The 20348-nt window shown below is 57.8% G+C and carries 14 protein-coding genes; 2 read left to right on the plus strand and 12 right to left on the minus strand.

Annotated elements, in window-relative coordinates; genetic code table 11:
* Nucleotides 1-132: 132 nt before the first annotated feature.
* From aroE to N909_RS0101785, 7 genes are all read right to left on the minus strand, one after another.
* The gene (aroE, locus tag N909_RS0101755) at nucleotides 133-1041 is read right to left on the minus strand and encodes a shikimate dehydrogenase (RefSeq protein WP_155005837.1); all 909 of its coding nucleotides are present in this window, start codon (nucleotides 1039-1041) and stop codon (nucleotides 133-135) included.
* Between the two features lie 263 nt (nucleotides 1042-1304).
* A complete protein-coding gene (ptsP, locus tag N909_RS0101760; protein ID WP_029910467.1) occupies nucleotides 1305-3797 on the minus strand; it encodes a phosphoenolpyruvate--protein phosphotransferase in 2493 nt (830 codons plus the stop codon).
* A gap of 46 nt (nucleotides 3798-3843) precedes the next feature.
* A complete protein-coding gene (dhaL, locus tag N909_RS0101765; RefSeq protein ID WP_029910470.1) occupies nucleotides 3844-4479 on the minus strand; it encodes a dihydroxyacetone kinase subunit DhaL in 636 nt (211 codons plus the stop codon).
* A gap of 64 nt (nucleotides 4480-4543) precedes the next feature.
* Nucleotides 4544-5608 (minus strand): dihydroxyacetone kinase subunit DhaK, encoded by a 1065-nt coding sequence (dhaK, locus tag N909_RS0101770; protein ID WP_029910473.1) that lies wholly within the window; start codon nucleotides 5606-5608, stop codon nucleotides 4544-4546.
* Between the two features lie 43 nt (nucleotides 5609-5651).
* Nucleotides 5652-6362: an MIP/aquaporin family protein gene (locus tag N909_RS0101775; protein ID WP_029910477.1), complete on the minus strand. Its 711-nt coding sequence runs from the start codon at nucleotides 6360-6362 to the stop codon at nucleotides 5652-5654.
* Between the two features lie 192 nt (nucleotides 6363-6554).
* A complete protein-coding gene (gene dhaR / locus N909_RS0101780; RefSeq protein WP_029910480.1) occupies nucleotides 6555-8537 on the minus strand; it encodes a dihydroxyacetone kinase operon transcriptional regulator DhaR in 1983 nt (660 codons plus the stop codon).
* 90 nt (nucleotides 8538-8627) lie between these two features.
* The gene (locus N909_RS0101785; RefSeq protein ID WP_084167342.1) at nucleotides 8628-9818 is read right to left on the minus strand and encodes an MFS transporter; all 1191 of its coding nucleotides are present in this window, start codon (nucleotides 9816-9818) and stop codon (nucleotides 8628-8630) included.
* 644 nt (nucleotides 9819-10462) lie between these two features.
* On the opposite strand from N909_RS0101785, the gene N909_RS0101790 reads away from it, so the two are divergent.
* Together N909_RS0101790 and N909_RS0101795 are read left to right on the plus strand one after the other, a co-directional pair.
* On the plus strand, nucleotides 10463-11383 hold the full coding sequence (locus N909_RS0101790) for a sugar phosphate isomerase/epimerase family protein (protein ID WP_029910485.1): 921 nt from the start codon (nucleotides 10463-10465) through the stop codon (nucleotides 11381-11383).
* Between the two features lie 420 nt (nucleotides 11384-11803).
* A complete protein-coding gene (locus tag N909_RS0101795; protein WP_029910488.1) occupies nucleotides 11804-12316 on the plus strand; it encodes a YajG family lipoprotein in 513 nt (170 codons plus the stop codon).
* Nucleotides 12317-12388: 72 nt separating this feature from the next.
* On the opposite strand, the gene N909_RS0101800 is transcribed toward N909_RS0101795, so the two are convergent.
* The 5 genes from N909_RS0101800 to N909_RS0101825 all read right to left on the minus strand — a co-directional run bounded on the left by N909_RS0101800 (nucleotide 12389) and on the right by N909_RS0101825 (nucleotide 19912).
* The gene (locus tag N909_RS0101800) at nucleotides 12389-13396 is read right to left on the minus strand and encodes an asparaginase (protein ID WP_029910491.1); all 1008 of its coding nucleotides are present in this window, start codon (nucleotides 13394-13396) and stop codon (nucleotides 12389-12391) included.
* Between the two features lie 80 nt (nucleotides 13397-13476).
* The gene (nhaC, locus tag N909_RS0101805; RefSeq protein WP_029910493.1) at nucleotides 13477-14916 is read right to left on the minus strand and encodes a Na+/H+ antiporter NhaC; all 1440 of its coding nucleotides are present in this window, start codon (nucleotides 14914-14916) and stop codon (nucleotides 13477-13479) included.
* 120 nt (nucleotides 14917-15036) lie between these two features.
* Nucleotides 15037-16431: an aspartate ammonia-lyase gene (gene aspA, locus N909_RS0101815; protein WP_029910495.1), complete on the minus strand. Its 1395-nt coding sequence runs from the start codon at nucleotides 16429-16431 to the stop codon at nucleotides 15037-15039.
* Between the two features lie 332 nt (nucleotides 16432-16763).
* Entirely contained in the window at nucleotides 16764-18173 is a 1410-nt protein-coding gene (locus N909_RS0101820; RefSeq protein WP_029910496.1) for a sigma-54-dependent transcriptional regulator, read from the minus strand.
* On the minus strand, nucleotides 18173-19912 hold the full coding sequence (locus tag N909_RS0101825; RefSeq protein ID WP_425415845.1) for a transporter substrate-binding domain-containing protein: 1740 nt from the start codon (nucleotides 19910-19912) through the stop codon (nucleotides 18173-18175). Before N909_RS0101825 ends, N909_RS0101820 begins: the two co-directional genes overlap by 1 nt.
* Nucleotides 19913-20348: the final 436 nt, after the last annotated feature.

Genomic DNA, 20348 nt, shown 5'->3' on the forward strand with positions numbered 1-20348 from the left:
CGAGGCAGGGAAGAGTTGTCTTCGCCAAAAAAAACGCAGCCGAATTCGGCTGCGTTTTTTTAATCCCTGATGAGAAATTTACCGCCCCTCCCAAGAAGGGAAATTCGTTCGGCAGTGGTGATCAGGACAGTTTCAGGAACCGATCATGCCGGCCAACAGGTTGCCTTCCATCGGCAGCAGAGTGGGTTTACCCTGGGCGGCATTCAGACAGGAACGCATCAGCCACTCTTGTGGCGCAATCCCGGTCCAGAGTTCGAAGGCTTTCTCCCCCTGGGCAGCGAGCATGCCGAGCCCGCCGGTAGCCATATGGCCATGGCGTTTGGCGGCGGCGACAAAAGACGTCTCTTCAGTGCTGTAGACGATATCGAGCACCGGGGCATGGTCAGGCAGCGCCGGCCAGGGGAAGTCGACAAAACGATCCCCTTTCAACCCCACCGAGGTGGCATTGATAAGCAGATCGGCCTTCTTCAAGCCATTGCCAAGGTCAAGGGAGGACAGCGAGCAGGCGTGAAAAGCGGTCTTCGGAAATGCCGGGGCAAATTCGGCAATGAGCGTTTCGGCCCGCGCGACGGTGCGGTTGGCAATGCCGAGAGAAGCGGCTCCGGCCTGGCATAGGGCAACGATAGCGGCCCGGCTGGCCCCACCCGCCCCGAGAATCATCACCCGCTTTCCGGCCGGATCAAACCCGAGATCAAGATCCAGGGTCCGCCGGACTCCATAGACATCGGTGTTATACCCCACCAGGTGACCGTCCCGGTTGACGATGGTATTGACCGCACCGATCAGTTGCGCGGCAGGGTCAAGCTCATCAAGGAAAGGACAAACGACTTCCTTCAGGGGAACCGTCAGGTTGACACCCCAGACATTCAGCAGGCGAACAGCGGCCACCGCTGCTCCAATCTGCTCTTTGGGAACCCGGCAGGCTCCGTAAACGGCATTGACTCCCGCTTTCTGCAAAGCGGCATTCTGCATCAGCGGCGACAGCGAATGCGCGATCGGATCGCCAAAAACCAGCATGACTCTAGTCCCTGTTCTATTCACAACAGTATCCTTTTGGAAATCTCAGCCCGGCCACACAGCCCGGGAATTTAATAGCGAGCTATTTTTTTACTACAGGGCAGGACAAAAAAACAAGCGAAGCAACCAAAACTGCACCATGATATGTTGAAATTAAAGGCGATGAAAAACCCGATCAGTCTGGCCGAACCCTACCGCCACCCCGGCCTCCGTGGTTTCAGCATAATAAAACGCCAGCCAAGGGATGCCCTCGACTGGCGTCTGGTTAATTCGGGACAGGATCCGATTCAGGGGGCAGGCTGCCGGTTCCGACTCAGTTGGCGGACATCCGCCGCCGAATTTGCGGCGAGCGCGTCCCGGGTCAGTTCTGCGGCGGTGGCGGCGGACCACTGGCGGAGCGCATCCTTCTGGGCGGGAATTGCGGCCGCATTCATGCTCAATTCATCCAGGCCGAGACCGACCAGCAACCCCGCCGCTTCCGGCAGGCCGGCAAATGCTCCACACATGCCGACCGGAATCCCGGCATCATGACCGGCACTGACCGTCTGTTTGATCATCCTCAGCACCGCCGGCTGGAAAGGATCGGGCAAGCTGGCAACATTCGGGTTACCGCGATCGGCCGCCATCACATATTGGGCGAGATCGTTGGTCCCGATGCTGAAAAAATCCGCGGCGGCGGCCAATTGATCGGCGCTGGCGACGGCGGCCGGAACTTCGATCATCACCCCGACCGAGATGGCTTCGTTAAAGGCGATCCCCTGAGAGCGCAGCTGTGCCTTGGCTTCATCCAGTACAGCTACGGCCTCCTGAAACTCGGCAAGGGTACTGATCATCGGAAACATGATCTTGATCCCGCTGCCGACGCTGGCACGCAGGATCGCCCGCAACTGGCGCAGAAACAGCTCTGGGTTGGCCAGGGTCAGGCGAATACCCCGCAGCCCCAGGAAAGGGTTCTCTTCCGGATCGCTGAAAACATAGGGGACCGGTTTGTCGCCGCCGATATCGAGGGTGCGGATAATCACCGGACGCTCCCCCATTTCCTCGGCAACGCGGCGATAGATGGCGCATTGCTCATCCTCATCCGGTTCGTCATTACGGTCCAGAAACAGGAATTCGGTCCGAAACAGCCCAACCCCTTCAGCGCCATTATCCAGCGCCGACTGCAGGTCCGCGGTTCCACCGATATTGGCCTCAATCCCGATGCGGACCCCGTCCGCGGTGACGGCCGGTTCCTGGCTGGTTTGCCGCTGGCGTTCCTGGATCCGCAACCAGTCGGCCTGTTTGTTCCGGTAGGTGGCCAGGACTGCACCGTCCGGGGCGGTCAGAATCCGCCCGGCTTCGCCATCCAGAATGACCAGCTGCCCGTCTTTGACCGCAGCCAGCGCCCCTTTGACTCCGACCACTGCCGGAATACCGCGGGCGGCTGCGATAATCGCCGCATGGGAGGTTCCCCCGCCGGTCGCCAGGCAGAGTCCCAGGACCTTGTCCCGGGGGAGGTCCGCCACTGCGGAGGGGGATAATTCCCGGGCAAAGACAATGACCGGTTCAGCAGGTGCAAAATGGGAACTGACTCCAGCGCCAAGCCGGAGCAGGACCGCTTGCTGAATATCGTAAACATCGGCAGCCCGAGCTCTCAGATAGTCATCGTTAACCGCTGCATAACTCTCGGCCACGGCATCGGTGACAGTTTTCCAGGCGTATTCGGCGCACTGCTGTTGCTCGCTGATCATTGCGATGGCCTTGTTAACAGTTTCTTCGTCCTGCAGCAAAAGCTTGTGGAATTCAAAGATCTCGGCCTGCTCCTTGCCGGCGCTGGCTTTGGTCTGGATCCGTAGCTGCTCGCTGTTTTTGACCGCGGCCTGCAGGGCGTCTTTGAACCGGTCGGTTTCCGCTGCGCTGTCGGCAACGGTCCGGGGTGTCACCTCAACGACGGTCGAAAGATAGGTCTGAACGGGACCGATGGCAATTCCCCTGGCCACTGGCACGCCGCTGAGGACACCTGCTTCGTCCCCCCCGGCAACGCTTTTCTCCGTGACCGGGACCGGGGCTGTTTGGCTTTCGGTTTCACCAAAGTTATCCGCATGCAGTGCTGCAACGGCCTGCTGTGCCGCCGCGGCATCCGCCCCGGCAAAGGTCAGGACCACCCGATCCCCTTTGCGGATTCCCAGGGTGGCGACCTGGTTGATACTTTTAGCGTTGGCCCGCGTGCCGTTTTTTTGAATCCAGATTTTCGCCGCGAACGAACCGGCACAGGTCACCAGGCGCGCCGCAGGGCGGGCATGGAGGCCGTTGGCATTCTGGATGACCAGTTCCAGTTCCAAGGTATCCCCGCTGGGCTCCTCGCCACTGGCGGCGCTTGAATCCGGACCGGTCTCCCCCAATTGCTGAATTTTGACCGTCAGTGCACTCTCCGCTTCCGCCGCCACCATCTCCAGATCAGCCCCCATGGAGGCCTGAATGGCGGCAGAGAGCGTTCCTTCCACCAGCGGTGCAGAACTCAGTCGCACTCGCTCCCGCGGCAGTTCCTCGAGAAAATCGAGGGCGGTTTCAGCACTGAGCAAAGCGCTGCCCAAATCCATCAGGACCAGGACACCGTCCGCTCCGCCCACCTGGTTGATCGCCTGAAGAACCTGCATGGGGTCGGTCCCGATCGGGTTTTCCGGATCGCCGGTCCCGCCGACATAAACGATATTACTCATTTCCGGAACCATCTGGGCAACCAGATCCTGCAGCCCGGCAACCAGGCTGTGACTATGCGAAACAACCACAATTCCGACCATACTTAACTGTCCTTCCACCTGCAAAAAAGCTGACCACTCGTATTCGTCAAGCGTCCAGCGTCTCCCACAACGCTTTCAGAATAAGATAGGAAGATGTTGCTCCCGGATCCTGATGCCCGATGCTTCTTTCCCCGAGATAACTGGCCCGACCTTTTTTGGCCAGCATGGGGATCGTCGCTTTCATAGCCGCTTCGGCTTCCTCAACACAGGCACTCAGGGTGGCCGCCAGATCCTGATCGTTCTCCTGGCTGGTGGTCTCGAAACAGGCGATGACCGGAGCCCAGACGTCATACATGGTCTTGTCGCCAAGATTCGGTTTGCCGCGCTGCAGAATACCTTCGCTACCGGCTTTAAACAGGGCCAGGACATCTTTGCAGTCGAGCTCTTCCTTGGCTGCCAGGGCCATGCCGCAACGCATGAAGAAGGTCCCGTAAAGCGGGCCGCTGGCGCCCCCGACACTCGACATCAGGGTCATCCCGGTGGTCTTCAGAATCGTTCCGATATCCCCCTGGGACAGTTCCGGCAGTTTTTCCTGCACCTTGCTGAAACCGCGGCTCATATTGATCCCGTGGTCAGCATCGCCGATGGCGGAATCGAGTTCGATGAGATACTCCCGGTTTTCTTTCATAACCATGGCAATCCGATCCAGCCAGGCGATAATCTGTTTTTTTGTGACAACCATCAACTCCTCCACAGCCGACGGATGGGACTGCCACCCGCCGGCGCTCGTTAAATTCTCTGTGACGTTACATTCCCCAGCGCAATCCCGGGGTGTTCACCGGGGCATCCCAGAACTTCAATATCTCGGCATCCGCTTTTAACAGGGTGATGGAGAAGCCCTGCATTTCCAACGAAGTGATGTAGGGACCGATCAGGTTGCGGACGATCTTGATGTTCTTTGCCGCACACAGCTGGTCCAGTTTACGATAGACCGCATACAGTTCCGACAGCGGAGTTCCGCCCATACTGTTGACAAAAGCGATCATTTCATCGCCCGGCGCAAAATCCTCATCCACCAGTTTTTTCTCTTCCCACTGGCTTGAATTGTTATCCCATTCCCGCACGGTCCGGCTGTAACCCTGGTCTTCAATGATCTGGGTAAAGAGGGTCTCGGTAATTTCATCGGCGGTTTGCATGGCGGCCTTCCGGATGCCGGGTTCACCATGAATCCCGATGCCGATTTCGATTTCATTGTCGCCCAGCTCAAAATTCGGTTTCCCTGCCGCAGGCACGGTGCAGGCGGTCAGGGCCATGCCCATGGAACGCCCGTTGAGGTTGACCTTTCTGGCCAGGTCCGCGCAAGCTTCCAGGGAATAGCCGGCTTCCGCGGCGGCGCCGACGATTTTCTCCATCAGCACGGTCAGCCCGACACCGCGCCGCCCGGCGGTATACAGGCTGTCTTTCACCGCCACATCGTCATCCACCAGGATGCTCTGAATCGGCATCCCTTCCGCGGCAACCAGTTCCGCTGCCGTTTCGAAATTCATCACGTCGCCGGTATAGTTCTTAACCAGGAAAAGAACGCCCTTGTCACTGCCCACAGCCTTGGCGCATTCATACATCTGGTCGGGAGTCGGTGAGGTAAAGACTTCGCCCGGGCAGGCCCCGTCCAGCATCCCGAAGCCGACAAAACCGCCGTGCATGGGTTCGTGACCGCTGCCACCGCCGGAAATAACCGCCACCTTGTCCCCTTTTTTCGCCCGGCAGATATAGTGCGGGGCGATATTCACCTGCAGTTCCGGGTGGGCAGCGGCCATCCCCTGTAATTGCTCAACTACAACCTGGTCGACATCGTTGATCAGTTTTTTCATAACGAATCCTCCTGTGGTGTGAAAGCGATGCGAAACGTCTTCCTTATAAACTTAACGAGATTATGACCAGGCCGGCAACTCCCCCTCCGAGGAGCGGACCGACCACTGGAATCCAGCCATACCCCCAATCCGATTCCCCCTTGCCGCTGATGGGCAGTAATTGATGAGCGATCCGTGGGCCGAGATCGCGGGCGGGGTTGATGGCGTAGCCGGTGGTACCTCCCAGCGACAAGCCGATCCCCCACACCAGCACGCCGACCAGAAACGGTCCCACTGCCGGTGCTACCGCTCCTTTGAAGATGGCCGCCACCCCGATCACCAGGACGATGGTACCAATGATTTCGCTGATCAGGTTGGGCCCGGTTTTGCGAATGGCAGGGCCGGTGGAAAAGACCGCCAGCTTCAGGCCCTGGCCTTCCGTCTCCTGCCAGTGGGGCAGATAATGGAGCCAGACGATGACCCCGGCGACGAAGGCACCGAGGACCTGAGCGAACAGATACATGGGAACCTGCGCCCAAGGAAACTTCCCGGCCACCGCCATGGCCACGGTCACCGCCGGGTTAATATGCCCGGGGCTGCCCAGGGCTACGGCCAGGAACACCCCGACCATGACGGCAAACGCCCAGCCGGAGGTAATCACCATCCAGCCCGCATTCTCGGCTTTGGAATTCTTCAGCAGAACCCCGCCGACCACTCCATCGCCAAGGATAACCAACATCATTGTTCCCAAAAATTCGCCTAGAAACCCATCCATAGCAGACCTCCCGTATGTTGGTGACACGCAGTTGGCAGGGCCTAACGGAATAATCGGTAAGCCAGGATCCCGCCCTCCTCCACGTGCACAGGTATCTACTAGCGGTACGGCGAAAAGGTTCTTTTTGCAAAAAAAAATCTTATTTTGTTTCACAAAAGAACAAAAAAAGCGCTAACGTTTCAAATCGAAACATTAGCGCTTGCGAAACTGCTCCAGTTCCAGGTTCATGTCTTTCAGACGCCGCCATAGGGTGGTCCTGCTGATTCCCAGCATATCGGCCATAGCTCCGGCGCGTCCCCCGGTCACCCAGGCTGCGCGCTTGATAGCTTCGCGCTGGGCTTGCACGGCAGAGAGGACCTGGTGGGCTGAGGTGGGGAGTTCGAAGACCCGCCCGGAACAAATAGCGTCCGGTAGGTCCTCGGGCCGAATCAGGCCATGGGAGCACTGTCCGGCGGCCTGTTCCATGGCATTCTCCAGTTCACGGGAATTGCCCGGCCAATGGTAGCGTTCCAGAACTTTTAAAGCCTCCTCGTCAATACTCAATTGCCGCTGCCGACTCTCCGCGAGCCGGGCAACACAACGCTGGGCCGAATAACGGATATCTTCCGGGCGCTCCCGCAAGGCCGGCACCACAATACTGAAAATGAAAAAAGCGTAGTAGAGGCGCCGGTTGAAGGAGCCATCCGCAACCTTTTTCTCCAGATCGCTCGAGGTCAGCGCAATGATCCGCACATCGACCGGAATCGGCTGATGGCTTTGCAGCCGCATCACGGTGCCGCTTTCGATCAGGTGAACCAGTGCTGACTGCATCTCCATCGAAAGGGTTTCCACCCGATCCAGCAACAGCGTACCACCGTCGGCCAGCTCGAATTTACTGGGCCGGCCCGGCAGCCCCTTGCCGCTGCCGACACCGAGGAATTCCGTTGCCATCAGCCCCACCGGAATGGCATTGCAGTTGATAGCCAGAAAGGGCTTCCCGGCCCTGGGCCCCTCGTTATGAATGGCCTGGGCCAGCTGGATCCGCCCGGTGCCATCATCGCCGCGGATCAGCACGGGAGCGCTGCTATGGGCCGCGGAGCGAGCCTGCTTCACGACCCGCATCATCGCCGGGGAATTGACCGACAAATCCTCAAAACGAAGCCGGGCCTGGGTTCCGGCCTGACGATTGACCAGCCGCCGGACGTCGGCAATATCCCTCAGCACCAACAGGAACCCCATGCCCCGGGAACTGTCGGCCCGGTACGGCAGCAGGCTGGCAAGAGCGGAAACATGCTGCTCTCCCACACCGAAGGTGGTCTCCACATCCTTGATGGCGCGCCCCTGCTCCCAGGCCTCTTTCAGCACCTCGGGCAAGCGGAGAATGGAGCCGATCCATTCTCCCTGCACCGAAGGGATGGCCAGCTGCAGCATATCCGCGGCAGTGGTATTGATATGGGTCACAATCCCGGATCCGTCCCAGACCAGGATACCGTCGGCGATGGAACTTAAAACGGCATTCATCTCGATCAGCCGGGAATTGGCTTCGCGCAGGCAATACTGGACCTGCATGCTGTTCTCTATGGCCCGGGAGACGGTCATGGTCATGGATAAGGCGTGGGGGGTGGCATCCTGAACCGGGGTCATCAGGGCGACAACCGCGATGATCCGTCCGCCGACATCATGGACCGGTGCGGCCGTGGTGGCCAGGCTGTGCATGCTGCTGAAAAAATGCTCGGCGCCGATCACCTGGGTCGGTGCGGCACTCTCCAGGCAGAGTGCGATCGCGTTGGTTCCGGCCACCGCCTCATCCCAGCAACTGCCGACCTTCCCGCCCAGCTGCGCGACATGGGCAAGCATGTCATGGTTGCCGATCACGTGGAGAAAATGGGCATCGCTGAAGGAAAGTGCCAGCACGCTTTTAGTCCCTTCCAGGTACTGGTGGCAATCTTCGAGGTGGGACAGGGCATCATTGAGCAAAAACTCTTTGTCAGGGGGGGGAATATTGATGGCCGCTGCGGAAGAGCTATGGTTTGCCGGACCGGATTCCGCAACCCGCCGCCCCAGGCAGCGCTGCCAGGAACGCAGCACAGCCGGATCGACACCGGAACATTGGGCCACGCTGCCCCCTTCACGCACCACGAGCTTCCAGCTCTCATACAGGTGATTGAGGTCGAAAGGATATCCGTTTGGCAGCATCTAACCACCCCCAGGTGTAGAGAAGAGAGGAACGGATCCGGGCTTTTTCAAATCAAGTCGGGCGTTTCCGGACAAAATCTCATGACATCTTCAGTTTACTCTTGAAGACATTTTTTTCATGCTTTCCGGAGCAAAAAACCACATGACCAGCGCAAAGCAGGATGCGACACCGCCCAGCACCACGGAACTCACCCCGAGGCCGACCAGCCCCATCAACCCGGTTACAAAGAGCGGGCCGCCGGTAAAACCGAGATCACAAACAAATCGCCAAACCCCCAGGAATTGCCCCCGGCATTCGGGCGGAGCCAGATCGGAACCAATGGACATGATCACCCCGGTGGCCAGGCCGTTGCCGAAAGCCATCAGCAATGTCCCGGCGATATAACCGGGGAGCGTGGGGAACAGAGCCAGGATCAGCAGGCTGGCCGCCATGAAGAAGGTCCCCGGAATCAGTGTGAACTTACGCCCCCATTTGTCCATGATATGGCCGGCCGGTAAAAACATGACGAATTCGAGGATGGTCGTTAACGAGGCGAAAAAACCAATCTGGGCCGCGGTCAACGCCAGGGCGCTACCGAACAGAGTGACCAGCAAAGGGCTGGCCCCGCGCAGGCTCATCAGCCCGAGGGTGCCAATACCGGAGGTCAGAAAAATTGTCCGGTTGGCGTTCAGGATGCTGACAAACGCATGGGGCTGGGGAGCGTTCGCCCGGTCCGGCGCGGTGCTGTCGCAACAGACCTGGCTGATAACAGCTGCCACCAGGGTCATTCCGGCAAGGGTAAGCAGGGCCGGGACATAGCCGAAATAGGTTGCAATGAAGCCGCCCCCGATCGGACCGATGATCCCCCCGACCCGCTGCAATCCGGCCATAAAGGCGATCACCCGGCCGCGCTCCTGCAATTCGCACTTTTCCCCGACGTAAGACAGCCTGGCCAGCATCATCACCGAAAAAGCCGCCCCGGACAGCAGCGCACTGCAAACATATATGACCGGCTGATCAAAAACCGCAAACAGCAGCAAGGACAGCGCGGCAGCGATGTTCCCCAGGACAATGCCCCCCTTGTCGCCGAGCCGTGCCACCAGAAACCCGGCGGGCACGTCCATGAAGAGCATGCCGATTCCGCGGATACTGATGATAAAGGCGGCAAAAGCCGGATCGTAGCCCCGCTCCAGCACATACAGCGGCAACAGGATCAAAGAGGCTCTCAGGCTTAAGAAGGCACAGAAAGTCGGTAAAAATATGGGCCAGAGCAATTGCTGAAATGTTTTTCGGATAGACATCGTTGTTCAACTTGGTCGGTATGAGTTAAAAGACAAGGTGTACCGAATGGCGCTAGTTTAAGAGTCGCTGGCAGCAAAACCGGGACTGTCCCCGCACGGGGGCTGTCCCAGGTCTTTGCGGTGTTAACCGCTACAGTTCCATGCCTCGCAAACTCTTGGGACAGCCCCCGATGCCCCTGGGGACAGTCTCGAGTTTGCTACGAAAGTGCTTAAACTAGCGCCATTCCAAGGACCACCCCGAACTGACCGGCAGCATCCCTGGCCAGCACCCCGAAAATCTCCACAGGATCTGCAAGAACTGACCGCACTGGACACTGACCTGGACAATATCGGGATATTGACCTGTTCACCATCATCGGGAAGGGACACGATGAACAGAGGGGGTGTATGCGCGCACTTGAAGCAAACCTGGCCGTTATTATAGCGCTTTTTAGCGGTCTTTGTCTGCCATTGATTTCCCCTGAAGAGCTGAGTTCAAAACCAGAACAGGACCCGGAGCAGGAAAGAAAAAGCGATGCAGAGTAGACCCGGGGAATGATAATATCATATGGTACTAAGTCAGATCGCATTCAATGGCTGAGCCCGACCTGTGCCACCACCGGGATCAGTCCGAGGTAGGCAAGATCACTCACAAGGAGTCCAACGTGAAGAAGCAAGAGATTTTCCGTTCCTGTCATGTCTATGAAACCTTTATGCCCCTGCAAAGCAATGAGAACATGATGGTCGATACCATGGAGGGATTGAGTGCCCTCAACTATTACCAGGCCGTTGAGACCGGTTTCTTCTTCGAGCCGGCAAACATCCGCCGGGTCCGCGACTATTGCCGGCAGAACAACTGGGAACTCACCATGTGGGCGACACCAACGCTGCTGGCCGAAAACCTCAACCTGAGCACCCTGGATGCCCAGTTGCGGGAAAAATCAGTGAAACGCACCATCGAACTGCTCAACTACGCCATTGAATGCGGAGCCGACAAGATCGGCCTGCCGAGCGGCAGCGACCCGGGCGAGGGGGAGCGGGAAGAAGCCAAAAAAGTTTTCTTTGATTCCATGTGCCGGATTGCCGACCACCTGGCCAGCGACCCGGAAAAACAGGTCCTGGTGGAACCGCTCGACCGCCATGCCCACAAGAAACAGCTGATCGGGCCGATCAGGGAAGCGGTGGAGTGGTTTGCGCCCCTCCATCAGCAATGCCCCAACACCTTTATCCACTGGGACAGCGCCCATGAAGCGCTGGGAGGAATCGATCTGATCGAATCGTTGCGCGTGGCCAAACCGTTCCTGTCCCAGTTGCACCTCTGTAACGCAGTGACCGATCCCAGCCACCCCATGTACGGCGACTGGCATATGGATATGGGGCAGGCGCCCGAATTCAAGAGCCCGGGGTATATGACTCCGGAACTGGGTGCGGCGATCCTTAAAGAGATCGCGTCCTGGCCGGTGACCGACGGCTGCAAAGCCACCTTCGTAGCCGTCGAGATGCGTTCCCATATGGGCGACGACATGTGGCACAAGGAACAGACCGCGCGGCGTTTCCTTGACCGCTGCCTGGAACTGGCGGCCTGACCCGGTACTGCGGAAGCTCAGCCGGACAACAGCGGCCTCCCAGCCTTTTCCGGCGGAGAATTCCTTCCATTGTCTCGAATGGCGCTCGTTTAAGCAACTTCGCAGTAAACTCGGGACTGTCCCCAGGATCATCGGGGGCTGTCCCAAGAGTTTGCGAGCCATGAAACTGTAGGGGTTAGCACCGCAAAGACCTGGGACAGCCCCCGTGCGGGGACAGTCCCGGTTTTGCTGCCATCTGCTCTTAAACGAGCGACATTCTCCATTGTCCCCGAGAAAAAGCCCTGCCATCATTGCAGGGCTTTTTCTCATCCATTCAGCTGTATCCTTATGCTATTTTAGCAATAGCAAATTCGATAGTTTCAACATCTATTTTCAGCCGGCCTGCGCCACTTAATTTCTTGTCCCGACCAGGAGGGAACCATGAAAAAGATTCTGCTTGTTATCTGTTGCTGCAGTCTGTTTGCCTGCGCCCCCTATGCTCCAACTCCGGCGCCGCTGAAAGATGGCATGATCACCCCTTTTCAGGCTGACGCTGCCATCAAGATCGTCAACAGTCAGAGCAAAGACGATTTCCGGATCACACGTTACGGTGGAGTGCCGGTCAACCTTAAGGAGACCACGGCGACGACCATCGCTTTTCTCCAGGCAGAGTTTGCCAAAAACGGCGTCCAGGTCAGCCCTGTTGCCGCCAAAGAGATCAAACTGTCGGTGGATGAGCTGTATCAGGTCCCCTATTCTCCGCCCATGACGGAAATCTGCCGGGTCAGCTGTACCCTGGAAACCGGGAGCGGCCTGAAAAAGCAATTCCGGGAGAATAATGTCTCCGGGCTGGATATCTTTCACGCCTGCAATTTCGCCCTGACCAAGGTTGTTGCGGCGATCGTCAATGATGAAGAGGTCAGACGCTTTATCGATCCACGGCTTGAGCGCTAAGCACTCCAAAAACAGTACAGCCCGGGCTCGCAGAGGCCCGGGCTGTACTGAAGTTTGGCAAGGATGACGGCTTCAGTTCATCCGGTCACCGAAGACCGGGGTCTCCATAAAGGCCTTGACTGCGGGCAGAGTGTCACAATTTCCCAGCGCCCACATCAGCTTCATCACCAACGCTTCGCTGGTCATGTCGCCGGCATAGATCACATCGTATTGGGCCAGATTCTGGCCGACCTCATAGACGTCCAAGTCCACCCCTTCTTCCAGGCACTGGGTACCGATGACCACGGCGATGCCGGCCTTGATCAGGTCCTCTATGGCGGACAGCAGGGTACCGGGGATACCACCAATCCCGAACCCCTCGATGACCACCCCCCGGCAGTTCTGTTTAAGGGGAGCCAAAAAGTCCGCTTTGATACAGGGGGAGATCTTCAACAGGAAGACATCGTCGCAGAAGGAGTTCCGCAAGTCGAAGGGGGCCGGTGAGCAGCTGTTCAGGGTGGCCGCATAGCCGTCCAGGGCCAAGACATTGTTGTAAATGACGCGGCCCAGCTTGATTTCGGCGACCAGGGGAAAATTAACGCTGGCAAAGGCATCCATGCTTTGGGTCTTGATCTTCTTGGCCCGGGTGCCGTTGATGATTTTACCGTCGAAAGCGACAAAGATCCCTGGCTTTCCTTCCAGCGCAAAACGGATGGCATCGCTGATATTCACTTTGGCATCGGTATAGCGGGCCTCGATGGCCAGCTGCGACCCGGTCACCACCACCGGTTTGCCGATATTCGGCAACATGTAGGTCAGGGCCGCCGAGGTGTAACCCAGGGTATCGGTGCCGTGGGTGACGATAAACCCGTCGTAGTCCTGGTAGTTCTGAAAAATCGTCTCGGCAATCCGGGCCATCCGCTCAGGGGTCATGTCGGTGCTATCGATGGCCATCAGTGAACAACTATCGATTTGGCATAGAGTATGGATATCGGGAAGATGCGAGAGTAACTGATCGGCACAAAAAACCGGGCTCAGCCCATCATCCGCTGCTGAGCAGGCGATGGTGCCGCCGGTGGCAATGAGCAATAACTTTTTCACGGGCAGGTCCTCGAAATGAAAAATTGAAAAACCTGCCGCAGCCGGCAACCCAGGGCTCCGGCTGCGACACAACGGGTAAATCAGGCGGCGTCCCGGTATTCTTCGACCTCCAGCGGGGTGCTCGTTTCAGTCCGCCACATGAACTTGTCGGTAAAGCCGAAGGCAATGGTCACGGCGATACAGGCGAAGGACAGCCACATATAGGGGAGATAATCGAGGGTGGCGACGCCAAGGATTCCGGCCATATAGATACCGTTATCGCTCCAGGGGACCATCCCCGAGGTCAGGGTGCCGCCGAACTCGGTATTCCGCGACAGCACCCGGCGGTGGTAACCGAGCTCGTCATATTTTTCGGCCATGATTTTGGGCGTCAGGATCAGGGAAACATACATGGCGCTGCCGAACAGGTTGCCGAGAAAGCCGACGATCACGGTGGTGATGGTCAGTGAACCGCCACTCTTAATCCCTTTTTCGATTTTATTGGCAAGCACCTTCAGGACGCCGATTTTGTCGAGCAAACCGCCGAAACCAAGGCCGAAGATGATGATCCCCACCGACCAGAGCATGGAGTTCATCCCGCCGCGGCTGAGAATGTTATCGATAAAGACCAGGCCGGTATCCTTGGGGATCTGGGTCCAGGCGGTACTGATGGCTTCCACCGGGGACAGCCCCTGAAAAATAATCCCCCAGACGATCCCGAGCACGGCACCGAAAGTAATGACCGGAATCGATGGCTTGCGCATGGCCAGCAGCACCACGACCAGGACCATCGGCAGCAGACAGAACACGCTGACGTTGAACATGTTGTCGATGGCCCCCATAACCGCATCGATCTGCCCCAGGTCCGCGTGGCCGCTGCCAACGGTGAAACCGGCCACAGTAAAGGCCGCCGCAGCCAGCAGATAACCGATGATGGAACCCGGCAACATCCCCTTGATGTGATCCATGACATCGATGCCGGACATGGAGGCGGTCAGGATAGTGCTGTCGGACAGCGGCGACAGCTTATCTCCAAAATACGCCCCGGACAGCACCGCACCAGCGGTCAGAGGCGCGGGAATCCCCAGTCCGGCCCCGATCCCCATCATGGCGATACCGGCGGTCCCGGCGGTTCCCCAGGAAGTCCCGGTGGCAATGGACGTCAGGGAACAGATGATCAAGGTGGCGAGCAGGAAGATGGACGGATGGATCACTTTGAGCCCGAAGTAGATCAGGCTGGGGACAATCCCCCCGGAAATCCAGGTGCCGACCAGGGCACCGACCGCCAGCAGGATGATGACGGCATCCATGCCGTTGCTGATCCCGCCGGTCAGGGCTTTTTCCAGATCCTGGTACTTGTAACCGACCTGTTTACCGACGGCAAAGGCCAGGAACCAGCCGGAGAAGATGGCCAGATGAATTTCGATGCCGAGGCTGGTAAAGGTAAAAGCCAGGGCCAAAAAGCCCCCAAGAACAAATAAAACCTGTAGCAGGCTCGGCAGTCGCGGTGTTTGCTGGTCAACGGTTGCGGATGTTTCCATGTTTTTCCTCCCGGATTTCGAGTGCGTGAAACTGATTGAAAGAACGGCTTCGGCCTGCGACAACCGGGCTGAAGCCTGCTAAGCATCCCGTGCGGCTGATTCACCACACGGGACACCAGGTCAGGAATGCATCATGTTTTCGGCTGAAAGCAGGAAATCGAGTTGTTCTTTGGAGAGCAGGTTTTTCTCCAGCACCAGGTCGTAGACCGAGCGATCGGTTTCCAGTGCCTCTTTGGCGACGGCCGTCGAATTTTCGTAACCGATGCTGGGATTGAGCGCCGTCACGATACCGATACTCCGCTCCACCATTTCCCGGCAGCGATCCCGGTTGGCGCTGATGCCGACCACACATTTTTGCGCCAGGACATCGCAAGCCCGGCCCAGCAGAGAGATCGACTGGAAGAGGTTGTAGGCGATCACCGGCTCCATGACGTTGAGCTCCAGCTGGCCGTTTTCCGAGGCCATGGTAATGGTGAGGTCGGCGCCGACCACCTGATAGGCAATCTGATTGACCACTTCGGGAATCACCGGATTGACCTTGCCCGGCATGATGGATGAACCGGGCTGCATTTTCGGCAGGTTGATCTCATTGAAGCCGGCCCGCGGCCCTGAAGAGAGCAGACGCAGGTCACTGCAGATTTTGGACAGCTTGACCGCAAACCGCTTGAGCACGCCGGAGATCTGCATGTAGGCCCCGGTATCCCAGGTTGCTTCCACCAGGTTCGCGGATGTCACCAGGGGAATCCCGGTGATTTCGCGCAGTTTCTCCGTAACCAGCCGGGTGTAGCCGGGCGGGGTATTGATCCCGGTGCCGATGGCGGTTGCGCCGAGGTTGATTTCGTGAATCAGGTTATGCACCTCGAAAACCCGCTCGATATCCTCACCGATGGTGGTTGCGTAAGCGGAAAACTCCTGCCCCAGGGACATCGGTACCGCATCCTGCAACTGGGTCCGGCCCATCTTGAGGACATCGACGAACTCCAGGCCTTTGCCGGCGAAAGCGTCCTGCAGGACTCCCATTTGCGTCATCAGCTGTTTCAGATCGGCATGCAGGGCCAGCCGGAAAGCAGTCGGATAGGCATCATTTGTGGACTGGGAACAGTTGACATGGTTATTGGGGTGGCAATAGGCATACTCCCCTTTGCTACGGCCAAGCAGCTCCAGGGCGCGGTTGGCGATAACCTCGTTGGCGTTCATGTTGGTCGAAGTCCCGGCGCCCCCCTGGAACACGTCGACCACAAAATGTTCATGCAAGCGGCCGCCAATCACTTCATCGCAGGCGCTGCCGATCGCCGCGGCAATTTCGGCCGGCAGCAGGCCCAGCTCCTCATTGGCCAGGGCCGCCGCTTTTTTCACCATGGCCAGGGCTCTGATCAGCTCCGGGTTTTTGGAAATCGGAGTTCCCGTAATCGGGAAGTTCTCCAGCGCGCGCAGGGTCTGAATGCCGTAATAACAGTCCGCGGGGACCTCTTTTTCGCCAATCAGATCATGCTCCAGTCGTGTCGTTTCTTTCATAAGCTCTCTCCTCGGTAACCTGGCCCTGGCAGCAGAACAACGGACTGTCGGGTCGACTTGATATCCAGCCATATCCATAACGGTGTTTGTGGACATGACGGATCCAACAGAGAGCAAAGGCGGTGCCAAACCGAAAAGATCGGCCCAACACATTGATATCTAAGGGCTTTTCAACAGAAAACCTGACCGCGGCCAGGTCCACAGGGGGGTATAACCAAACCGGGGAAAGAACCTTACTGGAAGGATCTTTCCCCGGTTTTACAGTTAGTTAGAAGTTACAACGAAGGGTTATAGGAGCCCGGCAGGTTATAAGGGCCTGCCCGCATGCGAAGTCATTCCTGCCCAGCGAGTTTTTTCAGGCGCTTGCTCAGCGCCGGCTGAGAAATCCCGAGCAGTCGACAAGCGATGGACTGGTTGCCGGCGGCCCGTTTCATGGCCTCCGCCACCAGCAGATCGGCAACTTCGTGGAGCTGCGGTAACTGAGTGACCGCGGCGAAGGGGCTCTCCTGCTGACACAGGGACTCATCATCCAGCCCGATATCCATGGCCCGTTTGAATACCCGCATGGAGAGCATCATCTCTTTGTGGACGCTCATGGCATCGTAAACCATGGCTTTCAGCTCGCGAATGTTGCCGGGGAAGGCATAGTTGGCGAGGAGCACCGGCAGTTCATTGGGAACGGTCGGGATTTTTTTCTCGAACTCGGCAGCGGCCTCTTCCAGAAAATGGCGAAACAGCAGCGGAATATCCTCCTTGCGCTCGCGGAGCGGCGGGATATGGATGTGATGGGTACGCAACCGATAGAAGAGGTCTTTACGGAACTCGCCGGCGGCATGCTTGGCGGCAAGGTCCTGATGGGTGGCAATCACAATTCGCGCCCGCAGCCGTTTCGGCCGGTCGCTGCCCAGGGGAAAATATTCACCTTCCTGCAGCAACCGCAGCAGTTTGATCTGCGAGGCGATACTCAGGTCACCGATTTCATCCAGGAACAGGGTCCCTTCGGCAGCCTGTTCGATCATCCCTTTGCGAACTTCGGCGGCACCGGTAAAGGCGCCCCGGGCGTGACCGAACAGGGTATCGGCAAAGACATTGTCGTCCAGCCCAGCCACATTGACGGACACCAGCGGCCCTTGCCGGCGACTGAGCTGATGGGCGGCCCGTGCGAACAGCTCCTTGCCAACCCCGCTTTCGCCGGTGATCAGGATGGGCAGATTGCTGCGCGACACCGCTTCGAGATATTGAAAGACCGAGCGCATCCCCTTGTTACGGGTCACAATGGCGCTGAACGCCTCCGGGTTTTCCAGCCGGTCCTGCAGAAACTGCTCGCGAATCTGCTGGTTCTCTCGTTGCAGTTCAAGCATGCGGATGGCTCTTTCCACGCCGCTGACCAGGCGGTCCGTTTCCACGGTTTTGACAAAATAATCGAAAGCGCCCTGTTTCAGGCAGGCCACCGCGGTTTCGACCTGATTGAGTCCGCTGACGATAATCACCACCACCTCCGGATGCTCTTCGACAATCAGCGGCAGCAGCTTCTCTCCGGACAGGTAAGGCATCGTCAAATCGAGCAGCACCAACCCGACATCCCGGGTCGCGAGGATCTCCATGACCTGCCGACTGTCCTCGCAGCGCAGCAGGTTGTTGATCCGCCCGGTCCGCTCCAGGGTCAGGCTCATGCTGCGCAAAAACGAAGGTTCATCATCGACCAGCAGTACGCTGAAGGACGGGGCGAGGGTCTTTTCCATCAGATCTCTCCTTGGTGGGCAACAGCCAGGCCGAGCAACACGCAGGTTCCCTCCCCCGGCACCGATGCAAAATCGAGGGAGCCGCCATGCTGTTCAACAATCGTCGCAGAGACCGACAGCCCCAGGCCGGTGCCGCCGGTCTCCCGTTTGGTGGTAAAGAACGGGTCAGTCACATGAGCCAGCTGATCCGGCTCGATACCGCAGCCTTCATCTCGCACCTCGATCAGGACCATGCCGGCGTCCCGGTCATGCCGGGTGGAGATGGAGATGGCCTGATCCGGGTCCTGCAGCGCCTGACAGGCGTTCAGCAGCAGGTTCACCACCACCTGCTCGATCCGCTGGGAGTTCCCGTTGACCAGGGGCAGTTCGGTGGCATAACTTTGACTGAAGTTCTGAGTCGCTTTATGGATTGAATTCTCCACCAGTCTGACCGCGGTCTTGACCAGGGCATTGATATCCAAGGTCTGGATGCAGATCGGCCCTTCCGGGCGGACAAAATCCTTCAGATCGTCGACGATCCGTTTGATCCTTTTCGCGCCGTCAAACATCTCCGTCAGCATCTGCGGCAATTCATCCCGCATGCGCGAATAATTGATGCCGGCCATGTTGAAATCATCGTTGTGTCGATAATACTCGTCCAGGATATCGCGGCTGTCTTCATGGGCCGCGATCACGATCGGCATATTCAGCAGGGCCAGGCTGTTGGGATTGTTGATTTCATGGGCCACCCCGGAAACCAGGATCCCCAACGAAGCCATCTTGTCGGCCTGGATCAATTGCTGCTGATGCTGCTGCAGTTCCCTGGCGCGACGGGCAACCTCCCGTTTGAGCATCCGGTTCCAAACCATGATGCTGAACAGGATCACCCCCAATATGCCCAGGGCTCCGCCCAAAATCGGCGCTATTTTTTTCCAGGGAATGCCGCGCGGCTCCAACGGACCGAGCCATTTATCGTAAAGCTGCTGGTGCTTACCGGTATTCTTGAGAATGGCCAGCCCTTCGCTGAAAATCGCCAACAGGTCTTCATTCCCTTTGACGACCGCATAGCCGTAGCGTTCGCCGGCGGTCACTTTTCCCACCGGTTCGATATTGGAAAGGCCCAGCTCCTTGCCCAGATACAGCCCCGGCAGATTGCCGACCAAGGCATAGTCATGCTCCCCGGAGGCCAGCAGGCGCAGTGCGGCGGCATGGGTATCGACAAAAAAGAATTTTGCGTCCAGTTTATGTTCGAGCAGATAATCGTACATAAAGCCGCTCTTCTGTACGATCAATTCTTTTCCGCTGAGTTGGTCCAGGGAACTGATGGAATACACGCCACGCTCAGTCTTACCGCGCCGCGCGAAAACCGACTCATGCAGGATGTTATGGGGCGGAGAAAAAGCATATTTCTGACTCCGCGACCTGGTGAAGACAATCCCCTGCAGCACATCGATCTGACCGGCATCAAAATCCCGCCGGATCTCCCCCCAGGGTCCCAATCGAAACTCGACTTCGACTCCCATCACCTCGGCGATGGCACGGGTCAGTTCGACATTGAATCCGGTCGGACGGCCGCCTTCGTCAAGATATTCATAGGGTGGATAATAACGATCCCCGCCAACAATAATTTTTGAGCCCGGCTGATGCCGATGCAGTCCTTCAGCGGCCTGGCCGAAAGAAGAGCAAACCATCAGGAGCACAAACCCCAGGCAGAGCTGAGCGAAAAAACGATAAGGAAACGAACAACTCAATGTTTGCACTCCTTTGGGCAAAATCGAGGATTCCCGGCAGCTGCGGATCACGACTGAGGCAATCGGCAGGGCTCGGCCAGATTGCCGCCGGGGCTCCGCCAAAACAGCTGAAGTCTATGCTAATCATTCAGCGACGGCAAGAGGCCGTCGCAAGCTATTCATGGATAACATTCATGAGCAGAGCCGAACCTCGCTGAATCTTTACCCGATCTTTAAGGTCGCTTGATCCCTGCGTTACAATAAAAAGGTATCCTTCGAACATGGGGTCGAACCCGACGGCGGACAAACCGAATGTTAACAAAGGATGGAGGTTTTTATGTATAGACTTAAACTAACCATTTTGATCTTGAGCTTGCTCATGGCAGGTTGTGCTCAGGAGCAGAACAAAGGGATGGCCGACAATATGGGGCAATCTATGGCGAATGATCATATGGAAATGTCAAAC

Source organism: Pelobacter seleniigenes DSM 18267 (assembly GCF_000711225.1).
Taxonomy (GTDB): domain Bacteria; phylum Desulfobacterota; class Desulfuromonadia; order Desulfuromonadales; family Geopsychrobacteraceae; genus Seleniibacterium; species Seleniibacterium seleniigenes.